Origin of the sequence: Bdellovibrio sp. HCB290 (assembly GCF_047305925.1) — a bacterium.
Taxonomy (GTDB): Bacteria; Bdellovibrionota; Bdellovibrionia; order Bdellovibrionales; family Bdellovibrionaceae; genus Bdellovibrio.
Genome location: NZ_CP178620.1, coordinates 938,378 through 952,453 on the forward strand (window position 1 = coordinate 938,378; position 14,076 = coordinate 952,453).

General features: G+C 46.8%; 13 protein-coding genes. 6 read left to right on the plus strand and 7 right to left on the minus strand.

The window, feature by feature from the left end:
- Positions 1–77 precede the first annotated feature (77 nt).
- From ACLVWU_RS04645 to ACLVWU_RS04665, 5 genes are all read left to right on the plus strand, one after another.
- Positions 78–437: a hypothetical protein gene (locus ACLVWU_RS04645; protein WP_413577713.1), complete on the plus strand. Its 360-nt coding sequence runs from the start codon at positions 78–80 to the stop codon at positions 435–437.
- A gap of 99 nt (positions 438–536) precedes the next feature.
- Positions 537–1,790 carry a TolC family protein gene (locus tag ACLVWU_RS04650; protein ID WP_413577715.1) on the plus strand — a complete coding sequence of 418 codons (1,254 nt, stop codon included), beginning with the start codon at positions 537–539 and terminating at the stop codon, positions 1,788–1,790.
- Positions 1,787–2,227, plus strand: a complete 441-nt coding sequence (locus ACLVWU_RS04655) for a hypothetical protein (protein WP_413577716.1) — start codon at positions 1,787–1,789, stop codon at positions 2,225–2,227. The genes ACLVWU_RS04650 and ACLVWU_RS04655 overlap by 4 nt, the downstream gene beginning before the upstream one ends.
- Positions 2,228–2,242: 15 nt before the next feature.
- Positions 2,243–5,392 carry an efflux RND transporter permease subunit gene (locus ACLVWU_RS04660; RefSeq protein WP_413577717.1) on the plus strand — a complete coding sequence of 1,050 codons (3,150 nt, stop codon included), beginning with the start codon at positions 2,243–2,245 and terminating at the stop codon, positions 5,390–5,392.
- Between the two features lie 18 nt (positions 5,393–5,410).
- On the plus strand, positions 5,411–5,653 hold the full coding sequence (locus ACLVWU_RS04665) for a hypothetical protein (protein ID WP_413577718.1): 243 nt from the start codon (positions 5,411–5,413) through the stop codon (positions 5,651–5,653).
- A 43-nt stretch (positions 5,654–5,696) separates the two neighbouring features.
- Here ACLVWU_RS04665 and ACLVWU_RS04670 read toward each other — a convergent pair whose 3' ends face one another.
- From ACLVWU_RS04670 to ACLVWU_RS04695, 6 genes are all read right to left on the minus strand, one after another.
- Positions 5,697–8,819: an efflux RND transporter permease subunit gene (locus tag ACLVWU_RS04670; protein WP_413577720.1), complete on the minus strand. Its 3,123-nt coding sequence runs from the start codon at positions 8,817–8,819 to the stop codon at positions 5,697–5,699.
- Between the two features lie 138 nt (positions 8,820–8,957).
- Positions 8,958–10,085 carry a hypothetical protein gene (locus ACLVWU_RS04675; protein WP_413577721.1) on the minus strand — a complete coding sequence of 376 codons (1,128 nt, stop codon included), beginning with the start codon at positions 10,083–10,085 and terminating at the stop codon, positions 8,958–8,960.
- A 101-nt stretch (positions 10,086–10,186) separates the two neighbouring features.
- Positions 10,187–10,588, minus strand: a complete 402-nt coding sequence (locus ACLVWU_RS04680; RefSeq protein ID WP_413577722.1) for a response regulator — start codon at positions 10,586–10,588, stop codon at positions 10,187–10,189.
- A gap of 149 nt (positions 10,589–10,737) precedes the next feature.
- Positions 10,738–11,160: a choice-of-anchor D domain-containing protein gene (locus tag ACLVWU_RS04685; RefSeq protein WP_413577723.1), complete on the minus strand. Its 423-nt coding sequence runs from the start codon at positions 11,158–11,160 to the stop codon at positions 10,738–10,740.
- A 152-nt stretch (positions 11,161–11,312) separates the two neighbouring features.
- On the minus strand, positions 11,313–11,831 hold the full coding sequence (locus tag ACLVWU_RS04690; protein ID WP_413577725.1) for a hypothetical protein: 519 nt from the start codon (positions 11,829–11,831) through the stop codon (positions 11,313–11,315).
- A 160-nt stretch (positions 11,832–11,991) separates the two neighbouring features.
- A complete protein-coding gene (locus ACLVWU_RS04695) occupies positions 11,992–12,597 on the minus strand; it encodes a hypothetical protein (protein WP_413577727.1) in 606 nt (201 codons plus the stop codon).
- A 99-nt stretch (positions 12,598–12,696) separates the two neighbouring features.
- Here ACLVWU_RS04695 and ACLVWU_RS04700 point away from each other — a divergent pair, with 99 nt between their 5' ends.
- A complete protein-coding gene (locus ACLVWU_RS04700) occupies positions 12,697–13,221 on the plus strand; it encodes an isochorismatase family protein (protein WP_413577728.1) in 525 nt (174 codons plus the stop codon).
- On the opposite strand, the gene ACLVWU_RS04705 is transcribed toward ACLVWU_RS04700, so the two are convergent.
- Positions 13,218–13,919, minus strand: coding sequence for an RluA family pseudouridine synthase (locus ACLVWU_RS04705; RefSeq protein WP_413577730.1), 702 nt, complete (start codon positions 13,917–13,919; stop codon positions 13,218–13,220). The genes ACLVWU_RS04700 and ACLVWU_RS04705 overlap by 4 nt on opposite strands.
- Between the last annotated feature and the right edge of the window lie 157 nt (positions 13,920–14,076).

Consider the following 14,076-nt stretch of genomic DNA (forward strand, 5'->3'; position numbering starts at 1 on the left):
ACGCTGAACCCAGGGGTGTCTAGGGCGCGTCGCGGTAATTGGTTTACAAGGGGAAGCAAAAAACATAGATTAAATCCATGGTTCGCTCAATAGTCGTACAGATTATGATTGTTATCACCCTCTTCAGTGTATGGAGTGGGGGATTTGCGTCGCAATTGGACACTTGCTGTGCGTCTGACAGTGAGGCGATCGTTCAAATGACCGACAGTCAATCCCTGTTAGGAAATGTTGCCATTGAGGATGCACATCAAGACGCCGACTGTGCGTCTCGTTGTATCGACTGCACAATTTGTCAGTCACAATGCAATCAACATGGTTTACTAAGTTTTACAGCTCATAATCTGGAGCTTGAGTTGTCTCAAGTGTATCGTGGTTTTCAAAGCCATAGCCATCCAGATGCTCCACTCAATATTATCAAAGAGCCCCCACGGGTATAGTCTGAAGGCGATAGATCTTTCTCGCCATTCACCAAAATTGCAGTTCCATAAATTTGCGCGCTTGTATATGGCGCCACCATTTTTCCAGGATTAATTGAAATGAAAACCGTTATATTTTTCGCTATTCCATTTTTGGGAATAGGGGCACTTGCAAGTCAAGAAGGCCTTACGCACAGGCATGGATACCACAGTGAGTGTCCGCTGCCGAAAACATCTCAGGAAGTGATTGAGTGTGTGATTTCTCATCATCCACAAGCAAAGCGGGCCGCGTTGGAGCTCGAACAGTCCAAAACATCAAAAGATAAGGCCGGGCAGATACAAAATCCTGAATTGGATGTGGAGGCTGTGTTTGGAAAAGGCAGCACTTCCAGCACTGATATCGGCTTGGTTCAGCCGATCGAATGGGGTGGAAAACGATCCTCTAGAATCGACCTTGCTGATTCCGAAATCGGTCGTTCTGATTCTGAACTGAAGTTGGTGCAAGCAGAGCTGGTGATATCGACCGTGACAAATCTTTACCGACTTGCGCAGTTGAAAGTTGAAAAAACAATGGCAGCCCAAGCCATTGAAACTTTCAGCAAATTGGTCAAGCAACAGCAGGGGCGACCGGGGTTGGGGCCTGAGCAGCGTGTGAGTTTGTCGGTTTATAAGATGGCATTGGCAGATACAAAAATTAAACAATCTGAGTTGCTGGAAGAAGAAAAATCATTGGAGCATTTCTTTCATCTGGCCACGGGCCACTCATTGGCAGAGTTGGCACCGGTGCTTCCTACTTCACCGAAATCCTGGCCGGAAGTTACTGATGTAAAAAAAGGCGAAGGAACCTCTCCAGCCGTGCTGAAATCACTGGCTGACAGATCCTACTTTATGGCTGAAGTTTCCGCGGCAAAAGCGCAAGCTTGGCCCAGTTTGAAATTGGGCCCCATGGCGAAATTGGAAAATGGCGCGAATGAGTCTGAAAATCTTTATGGCTTCAGACTGATGATGGATCTGCCGGTGTTCAATGTAAACGGAGGTGGCAAAGCCTATTCCAACGCCGGATTGAAGAAGTCAGAAATGTTTATCGAGTTGACGGAAGCTGAAGAGGGCCATGAACGGGTCGAACAGGTCCGGGTGTATCGCGCAGCTGTCGAAGCATTGAAGGAGTCTCCAACGGTTGAGCAAGTAGACAAAGAGTTCAGCGGCAATCAAAAACTGGCCGCTCAAGGATTGGTTTCAAGTTCCCTGGTGATTGAGTTTCACCGGCAGGGCGCAGAGCTGATCAAAAGCAGGCATGGGCGTGAACTAAAGGCCATTCAGGCACTTTGGCAGATTCACAAATTCGATGGTCGTGTATTTCAGGAGTCGCTATGAGACATTTAATTTTACTTTCCATGTTAGTGACGGTCTTTTCGGTTAGCAATACTAACGCGGGTGAGGCTTCAGGAGAAGCTTCCCGTATAGGTCAGGGAAAAGCTGTTGAACAGTTTGATCCCGAGCAGGGCTTTAAACTTTCTTCTAAAGCGATGAAATCCATGGGCGTGAAGTTTCAGGCATTAAGTGGAAAAGGCCCCTGGAAAGTCCCCAAAAGTTCTTTAATGACCTTAAAGCAGTCGGACGCAGTTTATCGCCTCTATGACGGGTGGATTTCGATGGTCTTGGTCAAAGTGGTTTCTGCAGACAAAGACACCGTTATGGTGAAAGCGGAAGACCTGGAAACAGGGGATCAAGTCGCAGTCGAAGGCGTTACTTTTTTACGAATGACAGATTCGGATCTGAATGCTGGCACAGTGGACTCTTGTGCTCATTAGAGCGGGATGGACTATATGATTTCAAAACTTGTTAGATTTTCAATTGCCTTCCGCTGGCTGATCATATTTTTTACTTTTCTTGCGGCTTTGGCGGGATGGTTTGCATTTCAAAAGCTGCCGATTGATGCAGTTCCTGATATCACCAATGTGCAGGTGCAGGTAAACACCGCAGTTGAAGCACTTAGCCCCGAGGAGATCGAGCGCACGGTCACTGTGCCCGTCGAGATTGCCTTAAATGGCATTCCTGGAGTGATTCAAGTACGATCCATCACAAGATTCGGCATCTCGCAGGTGACGGTGACTTTTGAGGACGAGACTGACATATACCGTGCGCGCCAGTTGGTTTCTGAAAGGCTTCAAGACATCTCCGAAAACCTGCCGGGTGGTGTTCATCCGAAACTGGGTCCCGTGACGTCGGGATTGGGAGAAGTTTATCACTATGTGATCGAGGCTGAAAAACCGGCGACTGGTTCCAAGCGTTTGGATCAGCTTGCTGAAATCAGATCTTTACAGGACTGGTATATCAAGCCGCGTCTTTTGACGGTGAAGGGTGTAGCGGAAGTTAACACTATTGGTGGTCATGAAAAGCAATACTTGATTCATCCGGATCCCAAAAAGTTATCTGCATATGGCGTTCACTTTAGCGATATCGAAGAGGCTATCGAGCGCGCAAACAAGAATGCGGGCGGCGGATACGTCGAACAGACAGCTGATCAGTTCTTAGTTCAGGCATACGGTCTTTTTGAATCTCTTGATGATATCCGTAGTGTCCCTGTAAGGGCTTTAGAGAATGGTCGTGTGATATCCATCGGAGATCTTGCGACGGTCGGTATTGGCAAAGAACTACGCACGGGCGCCGCCCTTCATAACGGTAAAGAAGCCGTGCTGGGAACTGTTCTTATGCTGATGGGTGAAAACTCCCGAACTGTTGCCTTGCGCGTGGACAGTCAGATTGAAGAAATAAGAAAAGGCTTACCTGAAGGTTATGCGATCACGACGGTTTATGATCGTTCCTATTTGGTGAATGCGACATTGAGTACTATTGAACACAATCTTCTTGTCGGCGCAATTCTCGTGATTGTGGTTTTATTCTTGTTGGTGGGAAATATCAGAGCGGCATTGATCACGGCCATAGTGATACCGCTGTCTCTTTTGATTACTTTTATTTTGATGAGACGGTTTGGGATCTCGGGAAATCTTGTCAGTTTGGGAGCCCTTGATTTTGGTATCATAGTTGACGGAGCTGTCATCGTTTTGGACAACTGTGTGCGCCATATTCATGGTCGCGCGAAGAGTCTGGGGCGATCCCTGACCGGTACAGAGTTGGCAGATACTATTCATGATGCGACATTGGAAATCAGAAAGTCGGCCGGATTCGGCGAGCTTATCATTATAGTCGTATTTTTGCCGATCTTTGCCTTTGTGGGCATCGAAGGAAAAATGTTTGTGCCGATGGCCGCGACATTTATTTTCGCCATTTTTGCCGCATTGGTTTTGTCGTTTACCTTTGTACCTGCTCTGGCAAGTTTGATTTTGCGGGGCAAAGTTGAAGATAATGAGCCGTGGATCATGCGCAAGGTTTATGCGCTTTATAAGCCAGCATTAGGCTGGGGTTTGGGCGCGAAGCGAGCGGTGATTTCTGTTGCCGTGGTCTCGGTGGCGCTGGGAGTTTTCTTGTTCACACGGCTTGGTGGTGAATTCCTGCCTCAGTTGGACGAAGGAGCTATAGCCATTCAGTTCATCCGCCCTGTGACGGTGGGAATTTCGCATTCTGTGGCACTGGAAGAGCGATCACAGGAGATCATCAAGTCATTCCCGGAGGTTAAAGATGTCTTTGGTCGGATTGGTACGGCCGAGATCTCGATGGATCCCATGGGGCCAAATATCTCTGATACCTACCTGATGCTTCATTCAGAGAGTGACTGGCCATTGATTGATGGTAAAAGGCGATCCAAAGAACAATTGATTGCAGCCATCGTTGAAGAACTTGAAGCGACAACACCGGGTCAAAGAATTCTGGTCAGTCAGCCCATTCAACTCCGTTTTAACGAGTTGATGGAAGGCACGCGGGCCGATGTTTCTTTAAAAGTGTTTGGCGAAGATCAGGCTAAAATTACTGAAATAGCTGAGTCCGCAATGAAGGTGATTCAAACAGTTCCGGGAGCCGGGGATGTAGAGCTTGAGGCCAAGGGCACAGTGACGGTTCTGGATATTATTCCCGATAAACACATGCTGCGAAAGATGGGCGTGTCTTCGCGTGAAGTTCTGGAATCCGTGGGTATCGGTATAGGTGGACATGAAGTCGGCACGTTCTATGAAGGAACGAAAAAGTACCCGATCACGGTGCGATTGAAGGACGAGGATAGAAGCAATATCAGTTCTATAAAAAATCTACCGGTGGGAATCGGTGCTTCTAGCACGATGGCTCTTAAAGATGTCGCTCAGTTGAAGTTTGTAGAGGCCTACAGCTCATTTAGCAGGGAACAAACAAAACGCAGAATCGCGGTTCTAATTAATCCGCGGGGGCGTGATACAGAATCCTTTGTCGACGAAGCTCGTATCAAAGTGGCCGAGTCTGTGAAATTGCCGCCGGGATACTACATGGAATGGGGTGGGAACTTTAAAAACCTCAGCGAAGCCAAATCAAGACTTTATGTTTTGGGGCCGTTGGCTCTGGCTTTGGTGCTATTGATGATCTACGCCGCGTTTAGAAATGTATTTGAAACAGCATTGATCTTTCTGTGTGTTCCTTTCGCCTTGATCGGCGGGGTCGTGGCACTGATGATTGGTGGTATGCCGTTCAGCGTTTCGGCAGGGGTTGGATTCATTGCCTTGTCGGGTATTGCGGTTCTGAATGGCGTGGTTTTGGTAAATTACTTTAATGAACTAAGGGATCGGGGTCTTTCCGGAAATCACCTGGTTGAGCACGGGACGATGCTTCGAATTCGTCCCGTGCTGATGACAGCCCTTGTGGATGTCTTTGGTTTTCTACCGATGGCACTTTCCACAGGAATGGGTGCAGAGGTCCAAAGACCGCTGGCTACTGTTGTTATGGGCGGTATCTTGTCATCGACGGTACTGACGTTATTCGTGTTACCGATTTTGTATTCCGTATTTGAAAAACAAATTTTGGCGTTCGCACATGCAAAGAAAGAAATTAAATAAGTGTTCATAGGAGGATTTATGAAAGCACTAGTGGGTATTTTCGCAATGGTACTGATGGCCGGCTCAACAGCGTTTGCACATGCAGACAAGTCTTCAGAAAATAAATCTGATGCAGTGACGGTCATTACAGGCAAAGACAAGAATGTAAGAAAGAAGAAAGTCCACATGTGTGGAGAGTGTGGCAAGCCGGAAGCGGAGTGCGAATGCCCAGGACACAAGAACGATCTTGAGAAAAAGGCCAAAGAGCAGTCTGATAAATAGTGTTAAATAAAAAAGGGGACGAAAGTCCCCTTTTTAGTTGAATTTAGATTTCTGAAGGATCGTGTCCGAAGATCCCGTGATACTTCTTCATGAACCAGATCGAGAATCTTTCCACGTAAAGATGCAACGCTGGGATCACATAAAGCGTCAGCAACGTCGAGCTGATCGTACCACCGATAACGACGATACCTAAACTTGTACGACCTTTGGAAGCCTCGTTCAGACCGATAGCTACCGGGATCATACCTGCAATCAACGCCAAGCTGGTCATGATGATCGGGCGAAGACGCGTGAAGCCCGCATGGATCAATGCTTCTTTTAGCTCTTTCCCTTCTTTTTGTTGCTCTAAAGTTGAGTCAATCAACAAGATGGAGTTCTTCGTCGCCAGACCCATCAACATCACGCAACCGATCATCGAGAACAAGTCAAAGCTCGAACGCATGATGAACAAGCTATAGAACGCACCACAGGCCGCCAGCGGGATCACCGACATGATCGTGACTGGAGTGATGAAAGATCCGTACAAGCTTGCCAGCACCAGATAAATGAACATCACACCCAGACCCATGGATACCAGGATGTTTTGCATAAGTTCGGCGAAACGTTCGGCTTCACCCACGAAGCTGAAAGTAACACCTGCAGGTGGCTTTAATTCTGTTTTAGTCAAAGCATTCAGCTCAGCCATCACGCCGCCCAGACCTTTTCCGCCCGGAGCGATGTCGGCAGAAATCTGGATATAACGATTGCGATTTTCACGCAAGATCACGGATGGACCTTGAGCGGCCTTCATTTCAGCGACGTTGGAAAGTGGAACCAGACGGTTGTTCAAGTTTGGAACTTTCAGGTTGTCGTATTCTTTACGCAGATCACGTTGATCCGGTTTCAAACGAACGCGCACGTCATAGTTCACACCGTTTTCACGGTAAATCGCCGGCGTCATACCTTCAATCAAAGTACGAAGCTCGACACCGATACCAGTCAATGTCACACCAGACATTTTAGCGATGTCGGTTTTCATTTTAACCTGGAACTCAGGCTTACCCGCACGATACGAAGTATCGGGTTGTGACAAGCTTGGGTTTTTCCGAAGGACTTCCAATACTTTGTTCGAGTAATCAATCAAGGCGTTCATATCCTGACCGACGATGTTCAAGTTGAACTGACGGCTGTTTTGCTGACCTGGATTGTCTGTCACGATGATATTGTATTTTTGCTGCACGTCCTTGAAGACCTCACGAAGAGCATCCTTCATGGCCGTGGTGTTTTTCTTACGCTGTTTGGAAGGCACCAGGCGGATGAATAGATTTCCTTTGTGCGCTTCTGAGTTCGAAGAACCAATCAAAGTCAGAACGTTCTCGATTTCCGGGAACTTGCTGACTTTGTCTTCAAGAAGTTTTGCCACTTCGTCTGTACCATCCAAGCTTGCCCCTGGAGGAAGCTCGAACATCACAAAGAACTCACCATTATCCTGCGCAGGCAGGAAAGTGAATGGAACCATTCTTGCCACACCGATAGAAAGGAAGAAGATGGCGACGGAAGCACCGATAGTTTTCTTTGGATTCGCCAAAGACCACTTCAAAGTCGTTACGTACTTTTCTTCCAAACGGGATTGGAAACGGTCAAAAGCTTTCAACGCACGCTTGTTCCATTTACCGAATTTAGAAGTCGGTTCTGCATGGGAGTGCGCACCGGCAACGTATGCCGACAATGCTGGAGCCACGAACAAACCGTCAAACAGGGATACGATCATCGCAAAACAGATCGTCAAACCAAACTGTTTGAAGAACTGACCAACGATACCCTCAAGGTTACCGATCGGTCCGAATACCGCAAGAATCGTCAAAGTCGTAGCGATAACGGCCAGAGTTACTTCCTGAGTACCCACGACCGCAGCTTTTTTAGGGGACATGCCCGCTTCAAGTTTTCGGAAAATATTTTCCCGCACCACGATGGCGTCATCCACCAGAAGGCCTACCACCAAAGACATTGCCAACAAGCTCATGATGTTGATCGAGAATCCAAAGATTCCCATCATAATACAAGCACCCAACAGGGAGTTCGGCAGGGCAAAGCCCGTAATAAGTGTGGACTTCATGGATCCTAAGAAGAAGTAAACCACGATAACTGTCAATAGAACCCCGAAGAAGATGGATTCGTAAACGTCAAATACGTTATCGCGAATCTTCTTACTGGTGTCCTGAGTGATCTTCATCTGTGCATCGATGTTTTGATCTGTCAGCTGTTTATTGATTTTATCCACTTTGATGCGGATATCATCAGCCACTTTTACAGAGTTCGCGCCAGATTGACGATAGATCGCAAAGTTGATGGCTTTTTTTCCATTCAGACGACTGCGTGTGGTTTCATCCTGAAGAGTGTCTTCCACTTTCGCCAAAGTCCCGATGGAAACCGGGTGATAGACATCAGCCAGGCGCAAGACCGTATTCCCAATATCAGATAGCGCCTGATACTGAGCAATCGTACGGAAAGAGTACTGAGTATTGCCTTCGTCAATTTTACCAGCCGGAACGTTACGTCCGCCTGATTGCAAAGCATTGGAAATGCTGGTTGCGGAAACGTCGGCAGAGTTCAGACGGTTGTAATCCATGCTCACATGAATTTCACGTTTGCGACCACCCAGAATGTCAACTTGACCAACTTGGTAAACCTGCTCGAATTGCGGAGAGATGACCTCTTTGGCCAAATCATACAGTTTGCCGTCTTCCATTTGCGACAACAAAGTGATGTACATGATCGGAGCATCAGAAGGGGAGACCTTACGAATCACCGGCTGATCGATATCATCGGGAAGATCGCGCAGAACGTTTTGAACTTTGGCGCGAACCTCTTGTTCAGCGAAATTCAAGTTTGTTTTCAGGTTGAACTCAACCATAACCACGGAAACGGATTCCATGTTTTGAGAAGAAACTTTTTGCACACCAGAAATAGTGGCAAGTTCATCTTCCAGGATTTTGGAAACTTCCGTTTCAATTTCCTGTGGCCCCGCACCGGCGTAGGTGGTTTGGACAACCACGGTCGGGAAGGTGACATCCGGATACAAATCGATGGGAAGTTTCTTAAGGGAGATCGCCCCCAAGGTAAGCATCAGGATAACGATTGATAGAATAAAAACGGGCTGACGAACGGATAATAATGCTGGTGACATAGTGGGCGGAAACTATCAGTTCGCCAAAAAAAGACAACAGAATCTAAATTCTGGTCCCGAAGTATTTGAGATATTACCGGTGGGATTTCGGAATAAAAAAAGCCTCCCTTTTATTTGGGAGGCCATTGTAGGCGGCACTTACTTACATTGAGCGGCTTTGTTCGGGGTGAAGTTGTAGATCATAACCCCGCCATTCTTTAATAGACCTGATTTTAGCTCATCCAAGTAAAGGGGGCGACCGCCGCGCTCTTCTTTTCCTGCGCTGTCGCTATCATAGGATCCGGCAACTCCCAAGCAGCCCCAGGTTGGGGCGTAGGGATCGGCTCCATGCAGTAATACGCCCCGGCCATGAATATTCATATTTCCATTTTCCAAGCCCAATAGCTCAATGCCGTCATTGATGTTACCAGCACGGGGAGGGCGATACGCGCGAGTTACAATGGCGCCGTTCGGAGTTTGTCTGAAGTTGGCACCGAACTCATTAACGCCGCGGGCAACAGGGATTGGGCTTTTTGGTAAAACCTGCGCTAATTCGCCTTTGGAGTTAAAGAAGTACATTTTTCCGGTTAATTCACCGTTTTTAAAGTCATTAAATATAAAGGTGTCTGAAGTAACTTTGCCAGTGGCCATGTTTTTTCTGTGGGCATCTAATGCCTGCGCCAATCCACACTGGAAAAGACGATTGTACTTAAGCTCCGGTGCCAGTTCTGTGCAGGATTTATCCTGACCACTCATGGCGCGATTGGCTTGAGTCGCCTTTTCGTTCATGACTAATGCCGCTGCGGATTTTGGATTCGTTCTTTCATCAATAGTCGGAGTTACCAAAGATTTCACTTCACCCATGCCAAAGATATCGCGAAGCCAGTCAAAGAAGTTAAAGCTGCTGGACTGATAAACCTTTGTATCACTATTCAAGGTACAAGTGCCTTTGGTGATACAACTTTGATCGTTAGCGGAGAACGCGGATTTTTCAACAACCAAGCCATCATTTTCTGCGAGGTCTTTTAATACATCCACATCTGCTGATTTGGTTTTGCTCTTAATGGAATTTACGGAAAGCAGGGTGTCTCTTTTGATTGTCGGAATATCCGTTGGAGACTCTGGATTCAGATTTTTGGGATTGAAGAACTCATTTTTAGGCTTTACGGCTTGCACCTTAATTTCAGAGCCTTGAGGAATTGCACCCACGTTTTGAAGTGCACGATATTCTTGTGCAAAAGCGGGCGCGCTTAACAAAAAAATGAAGCTGAAGAAGATGGATTTCATAGTTCTGTATCCTTTAACTATATGAATCCATCGGTCATTTCTGAGTGTTTCTTAAGATATTCCGGGACTATTAGACCTTTCGTCAGTCGCGTCTGCCAGACCTAGGTAATAAGGATTCCCTGGATCTTGTTTAGGAGCTCCTTACGTCGAGCTGGCTTGGTCAGGACGTCGTCACAACCTGCATCCACGCACATCTGGCAGTCTTCCTTCATAGAGTGGGCGGTCAGCGCGATAATAGGCTTGGTAAAGCCCGCAGCGCGAATACGCCGAACAGATTCGTAGCCGTCCATGATCGGCATTTGGATGTCCATGAGAATAAGATCCGGATTGTTCTTTTCGGTCATCTCGATCGCTTCCAGGCCATTGGTTGCCTGCAGAACCAGCGAGTGAGTTTTGCGCATGTACATATCGATCAATATGCGGTTGTCACTGACGTCGTCCACGACCAGAATTTTCGCTCCGTGCAAATCGATTTCCTGATTCAGCAGATTGCTATTATCCATATGCCCCTCGGAAATGAATTGTCATTCCTTTATCTAAGGGCAAATTTGTAATTCGTGCAACCCTTTCAGTTTGAAGATATCGCAAAATCCACAAGTGAAATGGCAAAGACGACGAGGAGTTTTTTATCGCCGTCTTTGTATGATTCACATCAGAAGTTGTATCCGACTCCGCGCAGGTAAACCCAAATATCCGAGCGTCCAATCAGATCAAAATGCAAGGCGCCGCTGAATTGTCCCACTTGTTTTGGTGCAAATTTCACCGTGGCTCTGCAGGATTGCCCCGGCCATAAAACGCCGCCACAGTTTTCGGTGTGGCTGAAGTATTTGCCGTTGGTATCAATATCATTGATGTAGAACGGATAGCTGCCGTTGTTACGCAGACGGAATCGTGCGGACTCGCTTTTACCTTTGCGCACAAAACCAAAATTGTAGTTATAGGATTCCTGCACAGAGATCGAATCATCGGTGATGGTAATCACCCCATCATCGGCGGCAGTAAAGGCTTCCATGTCCTCGGCAAAAACGGGCACAGTCATGAACAGAGAGGCTGCCAGTAAAAATATCGCTTTCACAAATACCCCCTTTTTTTTCCTATGATCATGAAGGGAAGTTTTGGTGGCAAAATGTTATTTTCCCTCTGGCCGGGATCCAGTGTTGGCTGAAAATAAAAAAAGCCGCTGACTTGAATCAGCGGCTCTTTTGACCAGCAATTTTCGTGAGAAAATTATTGTTGGATTTTACCAGTAACCTGGAAGTGCAAACCTACAGTAGTTGCACCAGCGCCGCATTGAAGAGCAGCATCAGAAGCTGGAACGTAGATCGCTGCGCGACCGTGAAGGTATTTGTAATTGTTGAACTTCAAGGAAGCATCAAGGAATGCTTTACCATTAGCGCAAGCAGAAGTGCCTTCGATTGCGTAAGCGCGAGAGTCAACAAGTTGAGCTGTTTTGTTAACGTTGTCTGCAAGAACCAATGCAGAGTATTTGCAAACAGAACCTTCTTCAGAGAACGTACCTTTGATCAAAAGGTTGTCCAAAGAGTAGTCAGTCGTCGCAGTAGCCAATTGAACATTGTAAGCTGCGAAGTCAGCTGGAACGGATTGAGTTTGAGTGTTGCCATCGTCACAAACGAATGCTGTGAATTTAGACATCCAACGCTCACCTGGAAGAGTCAAATCTTCGTTTGGTGCTGCGAATGCAGAAGAAAGAGACAAAGTAGCTAGCAATACTAGAACTGATTTCATGTGTGTATCCTCCATAAGGAATTTATTAATAACGTGGAGGTGTTTTATCAAGAACCTTGAAAAGAGCAAGAAAACCACCCAAATTAAACTTTTGGTTTTCAATGCCTTTTCAACTCGCTTGCTTTAGGGGGAAAATGTGTGTTTTGACGCTGAACAAAAGTTAATTCAGGACCCGAACTGAAGTGACATACATCAGTTCGCAGGCACCAGCACCGCGATCGTCACGACTCAGTGAGCTGCTCCATTGACCGCCATTCTTGCTACTGACAATGACCAAACTTCCGTTGAGTTCGATCAGATTTCCTTCACGCAACGAAAACAGCAGATCCCTGACAACGGGATTCGCGGGAATCATGTGCACGTTAGCGCTATGGCGCATGATTTCATTAGTAGGGAGTGGTGGGTTTCGCCACTTCACGTGATAGTAGCGCAGCGATTGCCCAATACTTAATTCGTTTAAAATTCGCGAGTCCGACATCGGACCCCAGCCCAAAGCGAGATCAATCGGAGAGATCGCAGCCCCCGGGTCAAACCAATAGCGATTTGTGGAAAGCACACGGGCGCGAATTTTATATCGAGCTTGGGGTTCCGCAATTCCGACATCAAGAACAATAGCTTTGCGTTCATTTTCAGGGATCAGTTGCTGGTCAGGGTCTTCCTTGATCAAGACGCCATCAGGAACGGCCACAGGGCGACCGTTCCAATGCAGGAATGCCGCGATTATGGCGGCGCCAATAAAGAGGGTCTTTCGATTCAATTCCAGCATGGCTTTTATTTTGAAAGCAAAAGACGAGCTTAGCAAGTTTTTGTAGGGGCATTGGACCAAGCAGTGGCCTAATAGTTCAGTTTGGGATAATATGTGTGTATGAATTTGAATACTGCTTTATTACTTGTCGACGTCCAGGCAAAGATGTTTGCTCCCTTTAAACCCGTGCACGAGGCTGACGATTATCTTGAAAAGTTCCAAAAGCTGCTGCGCTTGTCGCGGGCTTCAGGCACTCCGGTGATCTTTGTGCAAAACAACGGACAAGTCGGCGAAGCCGATGAAACCCGCACTGAAGGCTGGTTGTTACATCCTGAAATCGAAATTGAAAACGGTGATCTTATAGTGCAGAAGGCCCAGTTTGAGCCTTTCACGGGGACAGAATTGCACAGTGTCTTGCAGAAAAAAGGCATCCATAAATTGATTATCGCGGGTCTGCAATCAGAGACCTGTATCGCAGCGACATGTCGCAAAGCTAATGAGCTTGGATACGGTGTCACCTTGGTCAGTGATGCTCACTCCACTTATGGCACTGACGGCAAAAATGCGGAAGATGTTATCAACCGCATTAACTTGGATTTAAAAGATCTTGTTAGTTTGTGGCGTGTTTCTGACGTTGAAATCTAGTATTCAAATTCGATCAGATTTTTAAAGTACGCGGGAACGCGTGCTTTAAAGCTGATTCTTTTCCCACTGTGTGGATGATTGATCTCAAGTTCCGCAGAATGCAAAAATAGATTCTTAAACGGGGACTGCGGTCTTCCGTACTTTGTATCGCCAACAATAGCGTGGCCTTGTTCTGAAAGGTGGACGCGAATCTGATTCTTTTTTCCCGTTAAAAGATTGATCTTTAAAAGACTGAACTTGTCGATTTCTTTTAAGACCGTGTATTCAGTGATGGCCAATTTTCCCTGGTCTGAATCCTGACTGGAATGGACTACGTAATCTTCGTCTTCACTTAAATAACTTTGAATAGTGCCAGATTTTTTCTCAAGCTTACCGTGAACAATGGCGTAGTAAGTTTTGTTGAAGGATTTCCAGTTGTCCTTAAGCTTGTTCATGACCTCTTCAGTTTTAGCAAAAACCAAAACACCTGAAGTCGCCTGATCCAGACGGTGAACCACGTGCACCACCTTGGTGGAGCGGGGATTCCCCTTACGCACGAACTGATTCAACAACCCATGGACCGTGTTTTCCCGCTCCCATTTGGCAGCGACCGTCAGGATGCCGGGTGATTTGTTGCCGACAATGATATCCAAATCATCGTGCAGGATTTCGAATCCTTTTGGCTGGTACTTCTTAGGGATCTTTTTAGGTGTCGACATGGGCTTATAATTAACAGCTCCCGCCCCTGAAGTGTAGATGCCGTGGGCAAATAAGGTTACTTAATGTAAAAAGGCGTGATCAAACTTTTGACAGTGCCCGAATTTTTGAGATTTCCCCCGGATTCGGTTAGGATGCCGCCATATTGCTTGGAGGCTC

Bases quoted from the DNA above. Each gene is read 5' to 3' on its own strand.
- ACLVWU_RS04645 (WP_413577713.1), top strand. From the start codon at position 78: ATGGTTCGCTCAATAGTCGTACAGATTATGATTGTTATCACCCTCTTC.
- ACLVWU_RS04650 (WP_413577715.1), top strand. From the start codon at position 537: ATGAAAACCGTTATATTTTTCGCTATTCCATTTTTGGGAATAGGGGCA.
- ACLVWU_RS04655 (WP_413577716.1), top strand. From the start codon at position 1,787: ATGAGACATTTAATTTTACTTTCCATGTTAGTGACGGTCTTTTCGGTT.
- ACLVWU_RS04660 (WP_413577717.1), top strand. From the start codon at position 2,243: ATGATTTCAAAACTTGTTAGATTTTCAATTGCCTTCCGCTGGCTGATC.
- ACLVWU_RS04665 (WP_413577718.1), top strand. From the start codon at position 5,411: ATGAAAGCACTAGTGGGTATTTTCGCAATGGTACTGATGGCCGGCTCA.
- ACLVWU_RS04670 (WP_413577720.1), bottom strand. From the start codon at position 8,819: ATGTCACCAGCATTATTATCCGTTCGTCAGCCCGTTTTTATTCTATCA.
- ACLVWU_RS04675 (WP_413577721.1), bottom strand. From the start codon at position 10,085: ATGAAATCCATCTTCTTCAGCTTCATTTTTTTGTTAAGCGCGCCCGCT.
- ACLVWU_RS04680 (WP_413577722.1), bottom strand. From the start codon at position 10,588: ATGGATAATAGCAATCTGCTGAATCAGGAAATCGATTTGCACGGAGCG.
- ACLVWU_RS04690 (WP_413577725.1), bottom strand. From the start codon at position 11,831: ATGAAATCAGTTCTAGTATTGCTAGCTACTTTGTCTCTTTCTTCTGCA.
- ACLVWU_RS04695 (WP_413577727.1), bottom strand. From the start codon at position 12,597: ATGCTGGAATTGAATCGAAAGACCCTCTTTATTGGCGCCGCCATAATC.
- ACLVWU_RS04700 (WP_413577728.1), top strand. From the start codon at position 12,697: ATGAATTTGAATACTGCTTTATTACTTGTCGACGTCCAGGCAAAGATG.
- ACLVWU_RS04705 (WP_413577730.1), bottom strand. From the start codon at position 13,919: ATGTCGACACCTAAAAAGATCCCTAAGAAGTACCAGCCAAAAGGATTC.